The following is a 20,296-nucleotide window of genomic DNA, read 5'->3' as shown; positions in this document are numbered from 1 at the left end:
CAAAATGAAAAAACTATGTATGGCATTTTAAAAAAAGGGGTGCTTTATTGATGAATTTTACGTCACAAGATGTGGAAAATATGATTACAGAGCAGCGTCAATTTTATTTTTCTCGTGCAACAAAAAGTGTAAAGTTTCGAAAAGAACAATTAAAAAAGTTAAAAAATTCCATTTTAAAATACGAAAAAGACATCTTGAATGCGCTATATTTAGATCTTCGTAAAAGCGAATTTGAAGCATATGCAACTGAAATTGGCATTGTTTTAGATAGTATTTCATATATGGTAAAGCATGTAGAAGAATGGATGGAGCCAGAAGCAGTTAAAACACCGATACAATATCAAATGGGCAAAAGCTTCATTGTTCGTGAACCCTATGGTGTCACATTAATTATTGGACCGTTTAATTATCCATTTCAACTAGTTATGGAACCATTAATTGGTGCCATTGTTGGAGGGAACACAGCAATTGTCAAGCCGTCAGAAGCGTCTGTCCATACAGCAGCTATTGTGAAAAAAATAATTGAAGAAACGTTCCATTCCTCCTATGTACGTGTGGTAGAAGGTGAAAAAGAAGAAGTAACAGCTCTTATTCATGCGTCCTTTGATTACATTTTCTTTACAGGTAGTGTAGCTGTTGGAAAAGTGATAGCAAAGGCAGCAGCAGAACGTTTGACACCAATTGCTTTAGAGCTTGGTGGAAAAAGTCCAGCGATTGTCGATCAAACTGCAAACTTAGAAGTAGCAGCAAAGCGGATTGTATGGGGGAAATTTACAAATACTGGGCAAACATGTGTGGCCCCCGATTATTTACTTGTTCATAAAGATGTTTATGACCGTTTTATGAAAATCTTAAAAGAAACGATCCGATCGTTTTATGGCAAAAATCCTTTAAAAAGCCCTGATTACGGACGTATTGTGAATTTGAGACAATTCGATCGTTTACAACAAATTATCAAGGAAGAACGAGATGCCATTACATTTGGCGGCCGAATTGATCGTGATGATTTATATGTTGAGCCAACAATCATCGAGTATGTAAAATGGACAAGCCCATCTATGCAGGAAGAACTCTTTGGTCCTATTTTACCTGTTATGATGTATAATGAGTTACCACTGGCGATTCATCAAATTCGTCAATTACCAAAGCCTTTGGCGGCATATTTCTTCTCAGAACATGAAAAGGCCATACAATACTTTTTGGAGGAATTACCCTTCGGTGGTGGATGTATAAACGATACTATCACCCATGTTGGAAATTTACATTTACCATTTGGTGGTGTTGGACCATCTGGTGTGAAAGCGTACCATGGCAAAGCAAGCTTTGAAAACTTTACACATCCTAAATCCATTTTAAAGAAGTCCTCTAAGCTTGAGACAAATGTATTGTTCCCACCATATAAACAAAAAGTGAAATTTGTGCGGTCCATTATGAAATAGAAATTAGAAGGGAGATATCTTAGGATGTCTCCCTTGAAAAATAACCTCTTTGTCCTCAAAAAATCTTTCTAATTATGTCGAAAATCGTCGATTTGTGATTATAAATGAAAATTTCGAAGAAAACATAATTATTTCTTTAAATGAAAGCGTTTTCGTTGAAAAAACACATCTGAGGCATTTTATTTATCATGAAATAAGTAGTAAAATAAGTTCAATAGAACGTGGGGGTATTCATCTTGTCGTTTTTTGTCGAGTAATCAAAAATGATGATATGAGTGTAGAGATTGATTGGAGGACTATGAAATGTATGCAGAGGAATTGTTAAGCGCATTACCTTTGAAAAAAATAATTGGCGTGTTGCCAGATCAAGTTAGTGATATTGTAATTGACTCAAGAAGTGTGCAACCAAATAGCATGTTTGTTTGTATCAAAGGTTACACAGTGGATGGGCATGATTATGCGCAAAAGGCAGTGGATGGTGGCGCAACAATCGTTGTAACAGAACGTCAATTACCGTTAGGAGAGACAATTGCACAAGTGATTGTCAGAGATACAGATCGTGCGGTAGGCTTATTAGCCGCAAAGTTTTTTGATTATCCTTCTAAGGATATAACGATGATTGGAGTAACCGGAACGAATGGTAAAACATCCGTAACAGGAATTATTCAAAATATCATGCATGGTATGGGCGAAAAATCCGCTTTATCCGGCACAATCGGTTTTAATTTAAATGGTATTTTATATGAATCTGCCAATACAACGAGTGATGCTTTATCGACACAACAAATGATTTTCCGAGCAAAAATGGAAGGTTGTCGTTTAATGACGATGGAAGTTTCATCACATGGCTTAGCACTTGGACGTTTAGCAGGTGTTGATTATGATATCGCTATTTTCACAAATCTAACACATGATCATCTTGATTTCCATGGTACGATGGAGGAATATGGCCATGCAAAAGGCTTATTATTTTCCCAACTTGGACAAGATTTAGAAAAGAGCAAATTTGTTGTCTTAAATGCTGATGATGCTTGGTCAGAGCGCTATGCCGCAATGACACCATTTCCAGTGTGGACATATGGTTTAAAAAATGAAAAGGCCGATTTCCGTGCCATTAACTGTGAATATCACGACTATATGACTTTGTTTGATGTGGAAATGCCAGAAGGGATTTATCGTGTAAAAATGAATTTGCTTGGTGAATTTAATATTTACAATGTGTTGGCAGCTATGATTGCATTTTACGGTCGTGGGTATTCTATGGAGTCCATTATTGAGCAAATAGAGCAACTACCGCCAGTTAAAGGTCGTATGGAGAAAGTTTGTTCAGATTTACCTGTACAAATTTTTATTGATTATGCCCATACACCAGATGCAATTGAAAAAGCGATTGAAGCGGCACAGCCTTATAAAAAGGGTAAGCTGATTTTCTTAGTTGGAACAGGTGGCAATCGTGATAAATCGAAACGTCCTGCGATGGCTGAAAAAGCGTCTGCTGCAGAATATGTCATTTTGACGACAGATGATCCACGCTATGAGGACTATGATAGCATTACGGGCGATCTTGCCAAAGGGATGCTTCATGACCATTATGCTTGTATCGGGGATCGGGCAGAGGCAGTACGTCATGCCATTGAGGTTGCCGAACCAGGAGATATGATTATTTTTGCTGGTAAAGGTCATGAGGATTATCAAATTATTGAAGATACAAAATTTCCGCATAGTGATGCAGAAATTGCAATAGAAGCTGGCCGATTAAAATTTGTTTAATGAAAGATTAAATGTTAGGAAACCCTTTTAGTTGAACTAAAGGGTTTTCTTTTTTGAGATTTCATGTAAAAAGGTTGTACGAAAGGCAAGTCTTCTTTTATTATTATTAAGTATGAAAAAAGGAGAATGACGAGATGAATTCAAATTTAGAAAAAGATATACTATCACGTCGTACTTTTGCCATTATCAGTCACCCTGATGCTGGGAAAACGACGATTACAGAAAAGCTTTTACTATTTGGTGGTGCCATTCGTGACGCAGGGACAGTAAAAGGGAAAAAAACAGGTAAGTATGCAACGTCTGACTGGATGGAAATTGAAAAGCAACGTGGGATTTCGGTTACTTCATCCGTAATGCAATTTGATTATAATGGTTCTCGTGTGAATATTTTGGATACCCCTGGTCACCAAGATTTCTCTGAGGACACATATCGTACATTAATGGCTGTGGATAGTGCTGTCATGGTAGTGGATGCTGCCAAAGGGATCGAGGCCCAAACATTAAAGCTATTTAAAGTTTGTAAAATGCGTGGTATCCCTATTTTTACATTTATCAACAAATTGGATCGTCAAGGGAAAGAGCCACTTGAGTTAATAGAAGAGCTTGAAGAAGTACTTGGCATAAACGCTTATCCTATGAACTGGCCAATCGGTATGGGGAAAGAGTTCCTTGGTATTTACGATCGTTATAATAAACGTATTGAGCAATTCCGCACAGATGAAGCTGAACGATTCTTACCAATTGACGACAATGGAGAGCTTGCTGTGGAGCATCCAATGAAAGTTACTTCTTATTATTCACAAGCAATGGATGATGTTTTACTGCTAGATGAAGCTGGAAATGCCTATTCTGAGGAAAAAATTCGTCGTGGAGAATTAACACCTGTATTTTTTGGTTCAGCATTAACAAACTTTGGTGTGCAAACGTTCCTTGAAACCTATTTACAATTTGCACCGACACCTCAGCCTAGAATTACCGAAGATGAGCAATTTATTGATCCTGTTGAACATGATGAGTTTTCAGGTTTCATTTTCAAAATTCAAGCCAATATGAATCCTGCCCACCGTGACCGCATTGCCTTTGTACGCATTGTTTCTGGTAAATTTGAGCGCGGAATGAATATGACATTAGCTCGTACAGGTAAGTCATTTAAAGTGACTCAATCTACACAATTCCTTGCAGATGATCGTGAGACCGTAGATGAAGCGGTTGCGGGAGATATTATTGGGTTATATGATACAGGAACTTACCAAATTGGGGACACTGTTGTAGGTGGCAAGAAAACATTCCAATTTGAAAAATTACCGCAGTTTACACCAGAGCTATTCGTACGTGTAACAGCGAAAAACGTAATGAAATCAAAGCAATTCCATAAAGGGATTTTACAATTGGTACAAGAGGGTGCTATTCAATATTATAAAACGCTGCATACAGAGGAAGTCATTCTTGGTGCAGTTGGTCAATTACAATTTGAAGTGTTTGAGCATCGTATGAAAAATGAATACAATGTGGAAGTAAGAATGGAGCCAATCGGTTCTAAAATTGCACGATGGATTGAAAACGAAGAGGATGTTAAAGAGTCCATGTCTTCTGGTCGATCTATGCTAGTGAAAGACCGCTTTGATAATCTTGTTTTCCTATTTGAAAATGAGTTTGCCATGCGCTGGTTTGCTGATAAAAACGAAAACATTAAACTTTATAGCCTTCTATAATTACCAAACACGAATCGACAATTTTGCGATTCGTGTTTTTTTGCAAGGAAAATTGACACTGTTTGTAGAATATAGACAGTATTAGGAAATATATTGCACGACGAACTAATTGAAGGGGGCTTAGCTCATTTATAAATCGGCTATCCTAGAAAGGAAGAGGTAGAAAAAGGAGTTTGTTTATATGAATATTAGTCATTTTTCCATTAAAAGACCCGTCTTTACAATTGTTACGATGCTTTTTGTCATCCTGTTAGGCGGTGTTTCCTTATTAAAAATACCGATTACGTTAATTCCAGAGTTAAATCCCCCCATAGGTGTTGTTGTCACTTCTTATCCTGGGGCAAGTCCAACAGAGGTGAATGAGAAGATAACGAAACCATTAGAGGCTACACTTGCCACCTTACCTGGCATAAAAAAACTACAGTCAACCTCACAAGAAGGCTCTAATTTAATTATGCTTGAGTTTAATTGGTCCACGAATATGGAAGATATCCAACTCGATATTTTACAGCGAATTGATATGACACCGCTGCCAAATGATGCGGGCAAGCCTAGTTTTTTAAAGTTTGATCCGTCTCAATTTCCCATTATTCAACTATCATTACGTGCAGAAAATAATGATGTAGATGTACGTTTATTAGCAGAGGACTTAGAAAAAGAACTGCGACGGACAGAGGGTGTTGCAAGTGTAAATGTTTTTGGCAAGTTGATCGAGGAAGTTCAAATAATATTAGACGAAGCAAAGCTAGTGGAAAAAGGCTTAACACAAGCAGACATTATACAAATTATCCAAGCGAATAATGTATCTCTCCCTGGTGAACCTGTTTCAACAGATGATGGTAAGCTGTTAACAACACGTATTGTAAGTACATTATCGTCACCTGAAAGTATTGCAAGTTTGATCGTTTCAGTGAACCCGTTAACAGGTGAAGCGCTAACTGTGAGCGATCTTGCAACCGTAGAGAGGACAGAGCAACAATCTATTACGACAACTCGTGCCAATGAGCATCCAGCAGTCCTTATGTCCGTTTTACAGGAATCTGGCGCGAATACAGCAGAAGTTTCCAAAGCGTTTCAGCAAACATTAGATGAACTACTAAAGAAAGAGCAATATAAGGGAATCACGGCAGACATTCTTGTCGATCAAGGTAATTATGTAGATTTAGCCATTAATAACATTGGCTCTTCTTTAATTTTAGGTGGATTATTTGCGATGTTCATCCTATTTGTTTTTTTACGTAGTGTAAAGAGTCCAATCATTATTGGTATTGCTATTCCTTATTCGGTTATTGTGACATTTGTGTTGATGTTTTTTGCTGATTTTACCCTTAACATCATGACATTAGGTGCTCTTGCACTGGGCATCGGTATGCTAGTGGATAATGCCATTGTTGTTATTGAAAATATCGAAAGACATTTAGGGCTAGAAAAGGATCCTATCACTGCAGCGCAGGAAGGAACTAAGGAGGTTGCACTTGCTATTACGGCTTCCACGTTAACTACTATAGCCGTATTCATTCCTGTTATGTTTATCGAAGGATTGATTGGACAAATATTTACAGAATTCGCCCTAACGATTTCGTTCAGCCTAATCGCTTCTCTAGTAGTTGCGCTTACTGTCGTCCCAATGCTAGCAAGTCGTCTTTTAAAAATGAAAAATACCAATTTTTATGAGCAGCGCAGTAGCTCTAAATTTTACAACCATTATAAATCCTCTATTGTATGGGTATTACGGCATCGACTGCTAATTCTAATTTTCACGGTGATGTGCTTTGGTTTATCCTTATTTGGGCTGACTAGAATTGGTACAGAATTTTTACCACCTACCGATGAAGGATTCACATCTATAAGTGTCAATCTTGAAAAAGGTGTCGCTGTATCGGAAACAGAAAAGGTAGTGAAGCATATTGAGGAGCGCTTGAAGCAGGAAAAAGATGTGGATGTTTATGTTAGCTTAATTGGGGGTACGCAACAATCGCAAGCGCGTGGACAAACGAGCGCCAATCAAGCTGAAATGTATGTCAAACTAGTACCATTAGCAGAAAGGCAACGTTCCATTTTTGAATTTGTGGAAGAGCTGGAGCAAGATATAAAGGGAGAGCTTGGAGAGCAAGCTGATATTACATTTAATGTATCAACAGCAACGGGTTCGTCACCACATACATTAACGTTCCGATTAACAGACTCAGATGAACAAAGGCTACAGCACACTGTTAAAAAAGTGCAGCAAGAGCTACAAGCGATTCAAGAAGTAACAAAGGTTTCAACGGATCTAGACCAGACTGTGCCAGAGATTCAAATTGAAGTTGATCGAGAAAAAGCAAAAGACTACGGTTTTATCCCAGCACAAATTGCTCAAACCGTGAACCAAATGACAAAAGGACAATTAACGTCTCAACTACTTACTGAGGACGGCGCTGTATTACCTGTTTATACGGGTTTTGGACAGGTATTTAATACGAGTATAGATGCGCTAAAAGCCATGCAGCTTCGTTCTCCAGCAGGATTGTTTGTGAAATTAGAGGATGTTGCTACTGTATCTATACAAGAGGGACCCGTGTCCATTCGTCGTTCTGATCAGGCAGCAGCAGTAGCCTTTTTTGTAGATTATGAAACAAAGGAATCATTGGGCGGCATTTCGGCAAAAGTAGATAAAGCATTGACCCAAGTTCATTTACCGCCTGCTACTCAAATTGTTTTTAGTGGGGATCGAGAGCTTTATGATAGTGCAATTGACGATATGCTATTAGCAGTTATGCTAGCAATCGTACTAGTTTATATTGTAATGGCTGCGCAATTTGAGTCATTTAAATACCCGTTTGTCATCATGTTTACAGTCCCATTAATGATCATCGGTGTGGCGATTGCTATGTTCGCAACACATACTTTAATCGGTGTGACGTCTGTCATCGGTATTTTAGTGCTTGTAGGGATTGTCGTGAACAATGGCATTGTGCTTGTCGATTATATTAACCAGCTAAAGGCGAAGGGCATGTCTGCTTATGAAGCTATTTTACTGGCTAGCCAAGATCGTCTTCGACCAATTTTAATGACAGCATTAACGACTATTTTAGGACTGTTTCCACTAGCGCTTGGTATTGGTGAAGGGACAGAGATGAACCAACCGATGGGGATTGCGGTTATTGGAGGCCTTGTCACCTCGACATTGCTAACATTGTACATTGTACCGATTATCTATAGTTTAGTGGATAAAGAAACAAGAAAGATGCGCTAGATTTCAAGGGGGAATAGGAGATGAACGTTCATTTTTTTACTGGATTTCCTGGTTTCATTTCAAGTCAACTCATTCGGACATTATTCCAAAAGAGACAGACACAACAAGTGATTGCGATTGTGTTGGCAGGTGAAACCATTAAGGCAGAGCAGGAGAAAAGCAAAATAATAGAAGCTTTTCCTGACTGTTCAATTCATATTGTAGAAGGCGATATTACGCTGCCAAATCTGGGTTTAGATGATCAAATAATCAGTGGAATTGTACCGCAAATAGAAGTGCTTTGGCATTTAGCCGCTATTTATGATTTAGCGGTACCACGTGATCTTGCATGGAAAGTGAATGTCCATGGTACAACAATGGTCAATGATTTTGTGCGCACCTTACCGAATTTAAAACGCTATATGTATTTTAGTACAGCCTATGTGGCAGGCACACGTGAAGGGATACTGCGTGAAAATGAACTCATTCGGCCTCCAGCATTTAAAAACTACTATGAGGAAACAAAATATGAGGCCGAGCTTCGAGTTGAAGATTTAAAATCAGAAATACCACTTACGATTATTAGACCTGGGATAGTGCGAGGGCATTCAATGACAGGTGAAACCATTAAATTTGATGGACCTTACTTCTTTTTAAATTTAGTAGAACGAATAAAGGGTTTACCCTTTATTCCATACATCGGCCGATCGACATCAACGATTAATGTCGTGCCCGTTGATTATATTTTAAATGCCTCAGTTTTTGTAGTGAATGAACAAGGTGCAGAAGGCAAGACACTTCATTTAACAGATCCCAATCCTCACCCTGTACAGGAAGTATACCGTACTATGGTGAAATTAATAACGAATGTCTATCCAAAGGGACGTTTCCCATTTATATTAGCAAAGCTATCGTTACAAGTTCCTTTTATTCGAAAAAAACTTGGAGTTGAACAAGAAACGCTAGATTACTTAACATGGAATGCCACATTTGACACAGCTGAAGCACAGCAAATTTTACAAAAAGGTGGTATTACATGCCCTGATTTTATACAGACGATGCCAAAAATGATTGCCTTTTATTTAGCACATAAGGAAGAGAAGAGCTATCAAATTCAGATTAAGTAAAAACAATATAGATATTTTTGTCAGTTGTAAATGATAGTGCTATAATGATGGAAAGAAGATACCTTCGACAATTTGTCAAAGGGGAGTAGCTAACAGGAATGATATGTCCTGGTTTCACATTCGTCAAGACATGGTTATGACCATCGGGTGTGATAGTGAATGGCTCTATACGTAATGACGTGTAGATTGATGTACCATAAAAGAAATAGGTACGAATTTACTTAGCGAGACCTTTGCCTGAATTAGGGCAGAGGCTTTTTTCTTTTGTACTTTAGATAAAATGGTCGTTTTAGGGATAGAGCTTAGAGGAGGCACTAGAATGGAAGCAATTATATTACAATACGGCTGGGTGTTAATTGTCCTTGTTGTATTAGAAGGATTACTTGCAGCTGATAATGCGGTAGTGATGGCTGTGATGGTCAAGCATTTACCACAAGAACAGCAAAAAAAGGCGTTATTTTATGGACTATTTGGAGCACTGATTTTCAGATTTTCCGCCTTATTTGTTATTACAGTATTGGTAAACTATTGGCAAATCCAAGCAGTCGGTGCGGCCTACCTATTGTTTATGTCTGCGAAAAATATATATGATTTGCGTAAACATAAAGATGATGAAGAGGAAACAGCTGAAAGAGCAGAGAAAAAGGGTTCTGGATTCTGGTTAACGGTTCTTAAGGTTGAAGCAGCAGATATTGCATTTGCTATTGATTCGATGTTGGCAGCCGTTGCGATCGCTGTAACTTTGCCTCACTTAGGAAATTTTGATATTGGTGGCATCAATGGAGGACAATTTATTGTCATGCTTCTTGGTGGATTTATCGGTGTCATTATGATGCGTTTTGCAGCACAATGGTTTGTTAAAGTATTGAACGATTATCCTTCACTTGAAACGGCAGCATTTCTTATCGTTGGTTGGGTCGGTGTGAAGCTCGTTGTCTTAACATTAGCTCATGAAAAAGTAGGGATATTACCTGTAGAGTTTCCCCATTCAACTGCCTGGGAATTAACATTCTGGATAGTCTTACTAGGCATTGCATTTGTGGGCTACCTAGTGGGAGTTCGTCATAAAAAAAATAATTAGTATCTAAATGGGAGGAATAGTTGTTACTATTTCTCTTTCTTTTTTTATGTATCTTTTCTATACTATTATCTATCTAGTTGGGCATCATATGTGGGAGGAGTTGTTAAAGTGCCTTGGAAAAAATCATCAAATAGACTTGTCACACCATTTCAGGTACTTGTTTCTTATTACTTTATAGCTATAGCGATTTCCTTCCTGTTATTACGACTTCCAGGCGTTCATCAAGAGGGCGTAAGAATTTCCTTTTTAGACAGCTTGTTTACAGCAGTAAGTGCAGTTAGTGTCACGGGCTTAACAACGATTACTATTTCGGAAACCTATACAACCTTTGGGCTTGTGATGATTCTTGTTATTTTACAGTTAGGGGCCATTGGTATTATGTCACTTGGTACCTTTGTGTGGCTGCTAGTAGGGAAAAAAATTGGGATGCGTGAGCGTCAATTAATTATGATTGACCATAACCAGTATAATTTGTCCGGTGTTGTGAAACTAATTCGTGAAATCATAAAGATTTTATTTGGCATTGAAGTTGCGGGTACGATTATTTTAACGCTACATTTCACCAATTATTTTGATACATTAGAAGAAGCCTTTTTACATGGGATATTTGCTTCCATCTCTGCTACAACAAATGGTGGTTTCGATATAACTGGAATGAGCTTACTGCCATTTCATGATGATTACTTTGTACAAATGGTTACAATGGTACTGATCGTGTTAGGTGCTATCGGCTTCCCAGTATTAATCGAATTAAAAACGTTCTTGCTCAATCGACGTGAGAATTTTCGTTTTAGTTTATTTACTAAAATTACTACATCCACATACGCTATTTTATTTGTTGTAGGTGCACTTGTCATTTTACTTCTTGAATCTTTCCATTCCTTCAAGGAAATGTCCTGGCACGAGGCGCTATTTTCGGCGATGTTCCATTCAGTATCAACAAGATCGGCTGGATTGACAACATACGATGTTACGACATTTAGTGAAGCAACAGATATATTTATGAGTTTCCTTATGTTCATCGGTTCTTCGCCAAGCTCAGTTGGTGGAGGGATTCGCACAACTACTTTTGCCTTAGCTATTTTATTCTTAATTACTTTTGCTAGGGGAAGAGAAGATATTCAAGTATTTGGGCGAGAAATTCATTTAATAGATGTCTTTCGCTCATTCGTTGTTATTTTATTAGCATTTTTTATGGTGTTAATTGCTACACTTATCTTACTCATCACAGAGCCACAAGCATCACTGATTCAGATCATTTTTGAAATCACTTCAGCGTTCGGTACTTGTGGTATGTCGTTAGGAATCACCGAGGACTTATCTGTCATTGGTAAAATCATTATCATTATTTTAATGTTTATCGGTCGAGTAGGGTTAATTTCCTTCCTTTACACACTTGGTGGTGGGGGTAGAGGGAAAAAATCAAGCTTCCATTATCCAAAGGAACGCGTAATCATTGGGTAATTATACAGAAACGATGGTATATAAGGGCTTTGTAAGGGACAATCATTAGATTGCCCTTTTTTGCCCCCGAAAGTTCAATTTTCTAGATAATCACTGAATTTTTTGAGGGAACTTCTTTCATGTTCAGTGGTTACATGTAAATAGCTATTTGCAGTTATCTCTCTATTTTTGTGAGCAAGAATGGTACTAACAATGTTACATCTACATCAGCTTCTTACTTCATAACTGAGAGTGTGTATGCATCTTGAAATACTCATGCTAACTAGGGAGCATAACACATTACTATTAATATGATTCTAAAAAAATAATTACCCTATTTTGACCAATCAATACTAATATCTAGTTTCTAAATATTGGTATATTATAATAGTTTAAAGTAAAAGATTATTTTATGAATAAAACGAATTTACTGGTAAATATTATAAGTATAGTAAATGACTTTCTTCTATTATATATAGATAAAAAAGAAGTAATTTGTCGAAAACTGTCATTATAGGTGTATATACACTAGGGAAAACCTCTTGTTCGCGTCCCCTATCAAAAGTTAATTTTAAGGAATTAAAAAGTAATTGCCTTAATATAGGTAGTTCAAATACAATAAAAAACACATAAAAAGGCTACACGAATAAATGCGTAATAATGGGGAATGTTTTAGAAGAAAATGATACTTAATAAAGAACATTCCTGCGTATTTTTCATTAAAAAAGGTGAAAAATACGAAATTGTCATACAATTTTCAAAAAATTTAAAATTGTTTTTCCCGCATTTTTAAAATTTTTGTGGGTATTATTTACAAAATAGAACTAGCTTGTCTTTAAGGCATTTGCCCTAAACTTTTGGAGGGAGGCTATGAATACTTGACTAACTCATTTAGTTAGTCGAAGAAAGTACATATACAGTCATGTTATTTTTGTGAAAAGGATTTAAGAATTGTTTAAGAAAGAAAAAAACTAGTCCTGACTGTTAGCACAGGACTAGCTTTTATTATTAACTAGAGTGGATAGATGCAAAATATGGTTGCTGACCGTGACGGAAATAGGTTAACAGATAGCCATTTTTTTGTACAATTTTGCCATTTAGGAAATTGTGATAGTCAAGGCCATGAGGGATAATCAGTGTATGCTTAAACAACTCTTTCTCAGATAGCTTAAAGCTAGCAAATTCCTCGCCAGCGATAGTAGGATCTTCGCGTAATGCTTGATAAAGGGCTTTTTGTTGCTCTTCTGTTGGGCGTTCATTCCACCACAGCTTACGTGGTTGGAACTGCTGTGCCATTAGATAATCAAGCTGCATGAGACTCTGGATAATATTTAAATTCACGCCCTCCACAGTTTCTAAAAACATTAATAAACGGCGGAATAAATCTTCCAACTGATGGCCAATACGAGACCAACCTTTTGTTTCCCAATACGTCCCAAAGTTTTGGAAAAAATCAAATGGTGTGTCAAAGACCTCAGTAACTAAGTATTCAATCGTATGATCCATCCGATGGTCATTCCAATACTTCTCAAGAACATCCTCTGCATGTTTAATGCGTACGATATCATCAAAGGTTAGCACATTATTTGAAAAGATTTCGTAAGGAGAGACATCCACATAGGTATAACCAAACTTTTCCGCTTCTAATCGAAGGCCTGTACCACGTAAAAGCTTTAAAAATCCTAGCTGTAACTCTTCTGGTCTCATCGCAAAAACGTCATTAAACGTTTGACGGAAGCTTGCGTAATCTTCCTCTGGTAGACCAGCAATTAAATCTAAATGTTGATCTATTTTTCCGCCATCCTTCACCATTGTTACTGTTCGTTTTAGCTTTTCAAAGTTTTGACGACGTTTCACGAGTGTATTGGTTAAATCGTTTGTAGATTGTACGCCAATTTCGAAACGGAACAAACCTTTTGGTGCATTGTCATTTAAGAATTGAATCACCTCAGGGCGCATAATATCTGCAGTAATCTCAAATTGGAATACAACACCAGGTTTATGTTCATCAATTAAAAACTGGAACATTTCCATTGCATAGCTACGGCTAATATTGAAGGTACGATCCACGAATTTAATTGTCCGAGCTCCGTTATCCATTAAAAAACGAATATCTTCTTTTATTTTTTCACGGTTAAAGTATCGTACACCTACTTCAATAGAAGATAAACAAAATTGGCAACTAAATGGGCAGCCTCTACTTGTTTCGATATACTGAATGCGTTTACCTAAATGGGGAAGATCCTCCTCAAAGCGGAATGGACTTGGTAATTCACGCAAATCAATTTTAGGTGGCATAGCGTGAATTTTGACTTTTCCATCCTCTAAATAACAAATGCCTGGAACATCCTCTAACAAAATTTCACCGTGGAAATAGCGTAATAATTGTTTGAAAGAAGTTTCTCCTTCGCCCATGACAATAAAATCTACCTCGGGTATTTGACGTAACCAATGATGAGAATCGTAAGAAACCTCAGGACCTCCTAGCAAAATTTTAACATTTGGACAGACAGTCTTTAACATTTTTATAACGTGAATGGTTTCTTCTATATTCCAGATGTAGCAACTAAATCCAACAATATCAGGTTTTTTTTGGAATAAATCTGATACAATATTAAAAGCAGGATCCTTAATAGTGTACTCTGCTATAATTGGATTAAATTCTGGTAAAGCGGCGCCTTTAAGATAGCGCAATGCTAAATTTGTGTGAATATACTTTGCATTTAAAGTAGTTAAAATAGTATTCATGCAATAATCTTCCTTTCAACATCTTATTGTATCAGTCAAGTATCTGACATACAATATAATTCTTTTTACCTATTTATTTTGTGAACGGTTCGTGAAATAATTTAAAATACTTAAATTTACTAAATTTTGTAATAATAGAATCGTGCTGTCATAAAGTATAGTAAAGGCTCAAAATTCGATTTAGAGGTTTTTTACTCTTTTGAAAGGTTCGGTGAGAAAGTTGAAGCAAAATGATATTAATCAATGTTTTGGAAATCTTATGAAAAGTACTTCGTCACCAACACTTATACTCAATAAAGCAGGGAAAATTTTGAACGTTAATGAGGCTGCTATTAAACGTTTTAATCTTAATTTAACGTATATTGGCTATTTAGCTATGGACGAGCCATCTAATTTTAAATGGACTAAATTCGTCAAACAATTACAAAATGATTTACGTTCAGAAGAAATTTTTAATATTCGTACAACTGGAAACGACTATGAAATGCTGTCTTTTAAATGTTTTTATGATCCTAATACAGAAGAAATTGTTGCGCAAATTTCTACACTAAATGATGATGTTGCTCATAAATTATACATGAGTCAGGCGCATGAAAGATCACAATCTTTTAATGCATACGATTATTTACCTTATGCTGTTATTGTAAGTGATGCTAGCGGTATTATTCTTGGGCTTAATAAGTATGCGGAAATGTTTCTGAAAGTTGAAAATTCGCAGTTGCTCCATAAAGCACATCAACATATATTCGATTCATTTACATTGAAAAAGGGACAAATTACATCATACCTGTCTAAGCTGATGGGTGACAAGCATGCAAGTATTCATGTAGTCGATGAAACACAAGTAAGCAGAACTTGCTATTATGAAATTTCCAGTATTTTCGATGAATACAATAATATTATTGTCACGGTTATCAATGATGAAACAGAGAAAAAACAACTTCAGCATAAAGTCGAGCATCAGCAAGCATTAAATGTTGTGGGACAGATGGCTGCAAGTATTGCGCATGAAATTCGTAACCCATTAACTTCTTTAAAGGGATTTACTGAATTATTAAAGTTAAATGCTGATGATGAATCACGCATGTATCTCTCTGTTATTGACAGTGAGCTTCAACGGATGGAACAAATTTTATCCGAGCTTTTAGTGTTGTCTAAGCCAACGACGATGAAAGTTGAATTATTAGAACTGGATCATATTGTAAAGCAAGTCATTGAGTTTATGCTACCAGATGCACTCATGAAAAATATTATGATTCAGTACATTTCTCCTTCTAACCAAATTTATATCGGTGGCAACGAGAATCGCTTAAAGCAGGTGTTAATGAACCTAATTAAAAATGCAATGGAATCCATGAATAATGGTGGCACGATTACAGTTGAAATGGCGACAAATGACTGTGCGATTGTCGAGCTTATGATTAAAGATGAAGGGGTTGGCATGGACAGCACGACACTTCAAAACCTATTCCAGCCTTTTTACACGACAAAATCAACAGGGACAGGACTGGGCCTTGCTTTCGTGAAAAAGGTGATTGAAGAACATGATGGGGTAATAGGCGTTAATAGTGAACTACAGAAGGGGACATGCTTCCATCTGCAGTTCCCAATTTACACATTTAATCAACTTGATACATTGGAAGTATCCTCAAAAGATTCTGCTTATTTAGTAACGTAAATAGAGTAAAAATGGTGAGATAATTCACAATAAAACCTTCTAAATCATATAATGCTTTTGACAATGCTTTTCTAATATCGCTATAATGTCATATAAAGAGCGAAGTGAGAGGAAAAGAATATGAAGTCAGAAGATCTAAAACAATCTTTAAAATTATATATTGTACTATCGCGTGCATTGAAAGCGATCAATGAGACAACACATCAATTATTTCAGGATAATGGTTTAAACCCAACTGAATTTGCTGTTCTAGAGCTTCTTTACCATAAAGGGAGACAACCTTTACAGCAAATAGGCAATAAAATTTTGCTCGCTAGTGGGTCTATTACGTATGTCATTGATAAGCTTGAAAAGAGAGGCTATTTATTACGTGTTTCTTGTCCTTCAGATCGTCGTGTGACATATGCAGAAATCACTGGAGAAGGTGAAGCCTTTATGGCAGAGCTATTCCCAAAACACGAGCAGCATTTGCATGAATTAATGAGTGTGCTATCACCGCAAGAAAAGGAACAAGCAATTACGTTATTAAAGAAAATAGGCCTTTCTATTAAGGATTTATCTTATTAAAAAAGTTGTCTCATTGATTTGAGACAACTTTTTTATAATGGAAATAAAAGGACGATAGACAATGTCTATCGTCCTTATTGTCTTACTATTTTTTAGAGATAGTGGCTGCCATATTAAGCATAGCATCTGTTAAATCTTGTTTATCGTTATCGTGAATTGTTAATTTTGTAATGAGACCATCTTTTTCAAAAACAACCCCAATAACTTTCTCTGTGTCAAAGTCTACGACATAACCCTCGATATGTTGAACATTTTTAAATGCTGCTAATTCTTCAGTAGTTAAAGCTACTGTTTCGCCTACAGCATTCATATAATCTTGCATAGTTGTTTTCACTTCATCAAAGCTTGATTGTGATGCTTCAATTGTTTCAATACGCATAAACACTTCGTCATCATCATTAGATACTAACATATCTTTACCTGGTTCTTCCTGTGTCATTGTAAATCCTGGAAGCTGTTGTAGCTTGTAGGTTTGATTGACACTTTCAGACTGAGTGGCTGTTTCCGTTTTATTTTCGCCTTTTTGTACGTATTTCACATCTTGTTGTGGCTGTTTAGAAGTATCCTCTGTATTTGTATCATCTGATGCAGGAGTTTCCTCTTCTTCTTGTGATTCGCCTGCAGTTTCATCTCCAGATGGTTTTTGATCAACACCAGTATTGGATGGCTCATTTTGTTGAGCATCTGAATCCCCTGTTTTATCAGAGGTATTACAACCTACAACTAATACGGCTGTTAGTACTAATGCAAGAATTGAAAATAATTTTTTTTGCATAAAAAACCCTCCTTTTCTAAATTAAACGTTTGTAAAGATAAAATGTTTCCAAAATTAAATGTTATGATGTTAAAGGCAACACTAAAAATAATAATAGTACAAAAACGACATGAGCTACAATAACAAGTGGCATACTTTTTTTCCACTCATAGATGAAGCCCCAAATAATACTTGCCAAAAGTACAGCTATAACACCAAGTATAAAACCACTTAGAGCAATTGATATCGCACACAGTATGGCAGTTACTATAACAGCCAACGATGGACGCATAAAGCGTTTTAACTGCTGTTGGATATAACCACGCCAAAATAGTTCTTCACCTATGGCAACGATGAATACGAGTAAAACATAGTGCCAAATATTTTGTGGTCCATAGTTTGTTAAAAACTTTTGAACGGATTGTACTAAATTATTATTAATATATGGAGCGAGCCAGTAACCAAAGCGAATGATACCATATGTGATGGTACCGTATCCAATACCAAAGAGTAAAAATTGCCATGTAGGTAATTTATCTTCAATGGAGCCAGCTAAGATGGCGATGGCAATACATACTAATAAAGTAAATGCATACATGTACCAAAATACTGCTTGGTTAGCAAAGGTAAAAGCAAGCATGCCATAAACGAATAATAAAGAAAGGAGAAATAGTAGTGTTTGTTTCGAATTTGTTAGCATATTCGACCTCCATACTTTAATTTTATCAAAAAAATAGCCCCTTATCATCTATAAAGACAAATAGGGACTATTCGGACTATTAAGCTTCATTAGTATATAAAATTTTATAACGTTTATGATTGACGACCGTTTTCTCTTCAATCTCAAGGGAATCAAAATTCTCCATATATGTTAAATTAACAATCACCGAATTTTCATTTACCTTTTCGACAATACCTTGTAGACCATTTTTAAACTCGATAATATTTCCAACTTCAGCTATTTTCACAGACAGTCAGCTCCTTCATCGACTAATAATATACAGTTTGCATGAAAATTTGGGAAACGTAAAGCTTTTTTTAAATAATTCATAATTTATTACACAAAAGATGAAAAGAGAGGTATAAAATAAATGGAAAAATACGAAAATATGCTTAAACAATTACAAAACGGGGAAATAGAAAGTATTGAAATTCAAAAGGAAGATTTTTATGAATTTCGCGAAATACTTGTAAAGCATCCTTTATTTAAACATTATAGGGGTGAGGCCAAACAAAATGGACGGATTATATATACTTATACTGAACTTCCGAGAAGTTAAAATTTGTCGAACATTGTCGTAAGTTAATGCTGTAAGAAATAAAATATAAATGTATAATAATGGTATGATTATTTGTGTGTGGAGGGTTGTATGAATGGTCAATCTACTCTTGAAACAAATGGAACAAACTCGTGAGATGATGATTCGCTCAGGTGTAGAAAACGGGTTACAAAATGCAAAAACCATTCAACTGAGTCGCAGATTAGATCAGTTAATGAACACTTATTATAGACAGATGGCATTTGAGGAAGAAAAAGACCAAGAAAACTAAAAAGATTGTTCCAGTATTCAGAGTAAAAACATTTTAACATATATGTTTAAAATGCATTTCAATGGGGAATAACTTACTATGAACACAGCAACATTCTCATTTCCCCCTTTAGAGCAGTGATCCCCCAATCACTTGCTCTCTTTTTTTTCGCTTATTCGGTATATATGTCATACATAAAAAGTTTAGTACAAGTTATGGGAAGAGTTTGAATTATATGTTTCCTTCACCTAAACTGAAAAGATACAGAGTTTGGATTCTCACCGAGAGTGCAGACATTCTAAAATAAAGGAGCATGTACATATGACGAAGAAACGTATAGCATTTATTGGCACTGGTGTGATGGGTGCTAGCATCATTAAACATTTAATAAAAAATGGGCATGAAGTATCTGTGTTCACGCGGACAAAGGAAAAAGCAGAACCTCTTGTGGCATTGGGAGCGTCTTGGGCAAGTTCGCCAGCAGCAGCATTTAAAAATCGTGACATTGCCTTCACAATGGTTGGATATCCTTCAGATGTTGAGGAAGTATATTTTGGGCAAAATGGTCTTTTCCAAACAGCAGAGCAAGGTAACATTGTCGTTGATATGACGACTTCAGAGCCTTCCTTGGCAAAGAAAATTTATGAGCATGCCCTATCAATGGGTGTAGAGGCTTTAGATGCTCCTGTTTCAGGTGGTGATATAGGAGCACAAAATGGTACATTGTCCATTATGATTGGCGGCGATCAAGCTACCTATGATAAGGTATTGCCAATTATGAAGCATTTTGGGGGAAATATTGTTTATCAAGGTGAAGCGGGTGCTGGGCAACATGCAAAGATGTGCAATCAAATTGTCATTGCTTCAGGTATGATTGGAGTGTGCGAATCACTAGCATATGGTTTAAAGGCAGGATTAGATTTACCGACGGTATTACAATCGATCGCATCAGGGGCAGCTGGCTCATGGTCTTTAAGCAATTTAGCTCCACGCATGATACAAGAGGATTTTGCCCCAGGCTTTTATGTTAAGCATTTTGTCAAAGATATGAAAATTGCTTTAGATGAATCCAAAAAAATGGGCATCTCTTTACCAGGGCTTTCATTAGCATATGACATGTATGAGAAATTGATTGAAGAGGGCTATGGTGATAATGGTACACAAGTTCTTCTAAAGTATTATAAATAGTGGCGTGAATAGGAAACCTGAAGTCCCTTTATTTCTTGGGAGACT

The 20,296-nt window shown here is 36.5% G+C and carries 16 protein-coding genes; 12 read left to right on the top strand and 4 right to left on the bottom strand.

Annotated features, from left to right (window positions below):
- Positions 1-50 precede the first annotated feature (50 nt).
- The 7 genes from MHI34_RS03145 to MHI34_RS03115 all read left to right on the top strand — a co-directional run bounded on the left by MHI34_RS03145 (position 51) and on the right by MHI34_RS03115 (position 11,807).
- Entirely contained in the window at positions 51-1,439 is a 1,389-nt protein-coding gene (locus MHI34_RS03145; protein ID WP_342504088.1) for an aldehyde dehydrogenase, read from the top strand.
- 303 nt (positions 1,440-1,742) lie between these two features.
- Positions 1,743-3,209 carry a UDP-N-acetylmuramoyl-L-alanyl-D-glutamate--2,6-diaminopimelate ligase gene (locus MHI34_RS03140; protein ID WP_036125930.1) on the top strand — a complete coding sequence of 489 codons (1,467 nt, stop codon included), beginning with the start codon at positions 1,743-1,745 and terminating at the stop codon, positions 3,207-3,209.
- Positions 3,210-3,343: 134 nt separating this feature from the next.
- Complete coding sequence (locus tag MHI34_RS03135) at positions 3,344-4,921, top strand: peptide chain release factor 3 (protein ID WP_058845183.1); 1,578 nt, start codon at positions 3,344-3,346, stop codon at positions 4,919-4,921.
- Between the two features lie 181 nt (positions 4,922-5,102).
- A complete protein-coding gene (locus MHI34_RS03130; protein ID WP_342504087.1) occupies positions 5,103-8,156 on the top strand; it encodes an efflux RND transporter permease subunit in 3,054 nt (1,017 codons plus the stop codon).
- A gap of 20 nt (positions 8,157-8,176) precedes the next feature.
- Positions 8,177-9,262, top strand: a complete 1,086-nt coding sequence (locus MHI34_RS03125) for an SDR family oxidoreductase (protein WP_036125870.1) — start codon at positions 8,177-8,179, stop codon at positions 9,260-9,262.
- A gap of 319 nt (positions 9,263-9,581) precedes the next feature.
- Positions 9,582-10,343 (top strand): TerC family protein, encoded by a 762-nt coding sequence (locus MHI34_RS03120; RefSeq protein ID WP_036125867.1) that lies wholly within the window; start codon positions 9,582-9,584, stop codon positions 10,341-10,343.
- A gap of 108 nt (positions 10,344-10,451) precedes the next feature.
- Positions 10,452-11,807 carry a potassium transporter TrkG gene (locus MHI34_RS03115; RefSeq protein ID WP_036125865.1) on the top strand — a complete coding sequence of 452 codons (1,356 nt, stop codon included), beginning with the start codon at positions 10,452-10,454 and terminating at the stop codon, positions 11,805-11,807.
- Between the two features lie 987 nt (positions 11,808-12,794).
- On the opposite strand, the gene MHI34_RS03110 is transcribed toward MHI34_RS03115, so the two are convergent.
- Positions 12,795-14,534, bottom strand: a complete 1,740-nt coding sequence (locus MHI34_RS03110; RefSeq protein WP_036125863.1) for a radical SAM protein — start codon at positions 14,532-14,534, stop codon at positions 12,795-12,797.
- Positions 14,535-14,844: 310 nt separating this feature from the next.
- On the opposite strand from MHI34_RS03110, the gene MHI34_RS03105 reads away from it, so the two are divergent.
- Together MHI34_RS03105 and MHI34_RS03100 are read left to right on the top strand one after the other, a co-directional pair.
- Complete coding sequence (locus tag MHI34_RS03105; RefSeq protein ID WP_244504793.1) at positions 14,845-16,212, top strand: ATP-binding protein; 1,368 nt, start codon at positions 14,845-14,847, stop codon at positions 16,210-16,212.
- 120 nt (positions 16,213-16,332) lie between these two features.
- Positions 16,333-16,779, top strand: a complete 447-nt coding sequence (locus tag MHI34_RS03100; RefSeq protein ID WP_036125858.1) for a MarR family transcriptional regulator — start codon at positions 16,333-16,335, stop codon at positions 16,777-16,779.
- 85 nt (positions 16,780-16,864) lie between these two features.
- Here the strand turns inward: MHI34_RS03100 and MHI34_RS03095 are convergent, their stop codons facing one another.
- From MHI34_RS03095 to MHI34_RS03085, 3 genes are all read right to left on the bottom strand, one after another.
- Positions 16,865-17,554: a hypothetical protein gene (locus MHI34_RS03095; protein ID WP_058845178.1), complete on the bottom strand. Its 690-nt coding sequence runs from the start codon at positions 17,552-17,554 to the stop codon at positions 16,865-16,867.
- A gap of 61 nt (positions 17,555-17,615) precedes the next feature.
- Positions 17,616-18,233: a CPBP family intramembrane glutamic endopeptidase gene (locus tag MHI34_RS03090; protein WP_036125844.1), complete on the bottom strand. Its 618-nt coding sequence runs from the start codon at positions 18,231-18,233 to the stop codon at positions 17,616-17,618.
- Between the two features lie 79 nt (positions 18,234-18,312).
- Positions 18,313-18,501 (bottom strand): DUF2187 family protein, encoded by a 189-nt coding sequence (locus tag MHI34_RS03085; RefSeq protein ID WP_004224583.1) that lies wholly within the window; start codon positions 18,499-18,501, stop codon positions 18,313-18,315.
- 123 nt (positions 18,502-18,624) lie between these two features.
- Here MHI34_RS03085 and MHI34_RS03080 point away from each other — a divergent pair, with 123 nt between their 5' ends.
- From MHI34_RS03080 to MHI34_RS03070, 3 genes are all read left to right on the top strand, one after another.
- Positions 18,625-18,813, top strand: a complete 189-nt coding sequence (locus MHI34_RS03080) for a hypothetical protein (protein ID WP_036125841.1) — start codon at positions 18,625-18,627, stop codon at positions 18,811-18,813.
- 94 nt (positions 18,814-18,907) lie between these two features.
- Positions 18,908-19,084 (top strand): aspartyl-phosphate phosphatase Spo0E family protein, encoded by a 177-nt coding sequence (locus MHI34_RS03075; protein ID WP_080717115.1) that lies wholly within the window; start codon positions 18,908-18,910, stop codon positions 19,082-19,084.
- A 300-nt stretch (positions 19,085-19,384) separates the two neighbouring features.
- Positions 19,385-20,251, top strand: a complete 867-nt coding sequence (locus MHI34_RS03070) for an NAD(P)-dependent oxidoreductase (protein ID WP_036125838.1) — start codon at positions 19,385-19,387, stop codon at positions 20,249-20,251.
- Positions 20,252-20,296: the final 45 nt, after the last annotated feature.

This window comes from Lysinibacillus sp. FSL L8-0126 (assembly GCF_038630385.1).
Lineage (GTDB): Bacteria > Bacillota > Bacilli > Bacillales_A > Planococcaceae > Lysinibacillus > Lysinibacillus fusiformis_D.
The sequence above is the reverse complement of the archived record's forward strand: the minus strand, read 5'-3'. Positions and strand labels throughout refer to the sequence as shown.

Bases quoted from the DNA above. Each gene is read 5' to 3' on its own strand.
- MHI34_RS03145 (WP_342504088.1), top strand. From the start codon at position 51: ATGAATTTTACGTCACAAGATGTGGAAAATATGATTACAGAGCAGCGT.
- MHI34_RS03140 (WP_036125930.1), top strand. From the start codon at position 1,743: ATGTATGCAGAGGAATTGTTAAGCGCATTACCTTTGAAAAAAATAATT.
- MHI34_RS03135 (WP_058845183.1), top strand. From the start codon at position 3,344: ATGAATTCAAATTTAGAAAAAGATATACTATCACGTCGTACTTTTGCC.
- MHI34_RS03130 (WP_342504087.1), top strand. From the start codon at position 5,103: ATGAATATTAGTCATTTTTCCATTAAAAGACCCGTCTTTACAATTGTT.
- MHI34_RS03125 (WP_036125870.1), top strand. From the start codon at position 8,177: ATGAACGTTCATTTTTTTACTGGATTTCCTGGTTTCATTTCAAGTCAA.
- MHI34_RS03120 (WP_036125867.1), top strand. From the start codon at position 9,582: ATGGAAGCAATTATATTACAATACGGCTGGGTGTTAATTGTCCTTGTT.
- MHI34_RS03110 (WP_036125863.1), bottom strand. From the start codon at position 14,534: ATGAATACTATTTTAACTACTTTAAATGCAAAGTATATTCACACAAAT.
- MHI34_RS03100 (WP_036125858.1), top strand. From the start codon at position 16,333: ATGAAGTCAGAAGATCTAAAACAATCTTTAAAATTATATATTGTACTA.
- MHI34_RS03095 (WP_058845178.1), bottom strand. From the start codon at position 17,554: ATGCAAAAAAAATTATTTTCAATTCTTGCATTAGTACTAACAGCCGTA.
- MHI34_RS03090 (WP_036125844.1), bottom strand. From the start codon at position 18,233: ATGCTAACAAATTCGAAACAAACACTACTATTTCTCCTTTCTTTATTA.
- MHI34_RS03080 (WP_036125841.1), top strand. From the start codon at position 18,625: ATGGAAAAATACGAAAATATGCTTAAACAATTACAAAACGGGGAAATA.
- MHI34_RS03075 (WP_080717115.1), top strand. From the start codon at position 18,908: ATGGTCAATCTACTCTTGAAACAAATGGAACAAACTCGTGAGATGATG.
- MHI34_RS03070 (WP_036125838.1), top strand. From the start codon at position 19,385: ATGACGAAGAAACGTATAGCATTTATTGGCACTGGTGTGATGGGTGCT.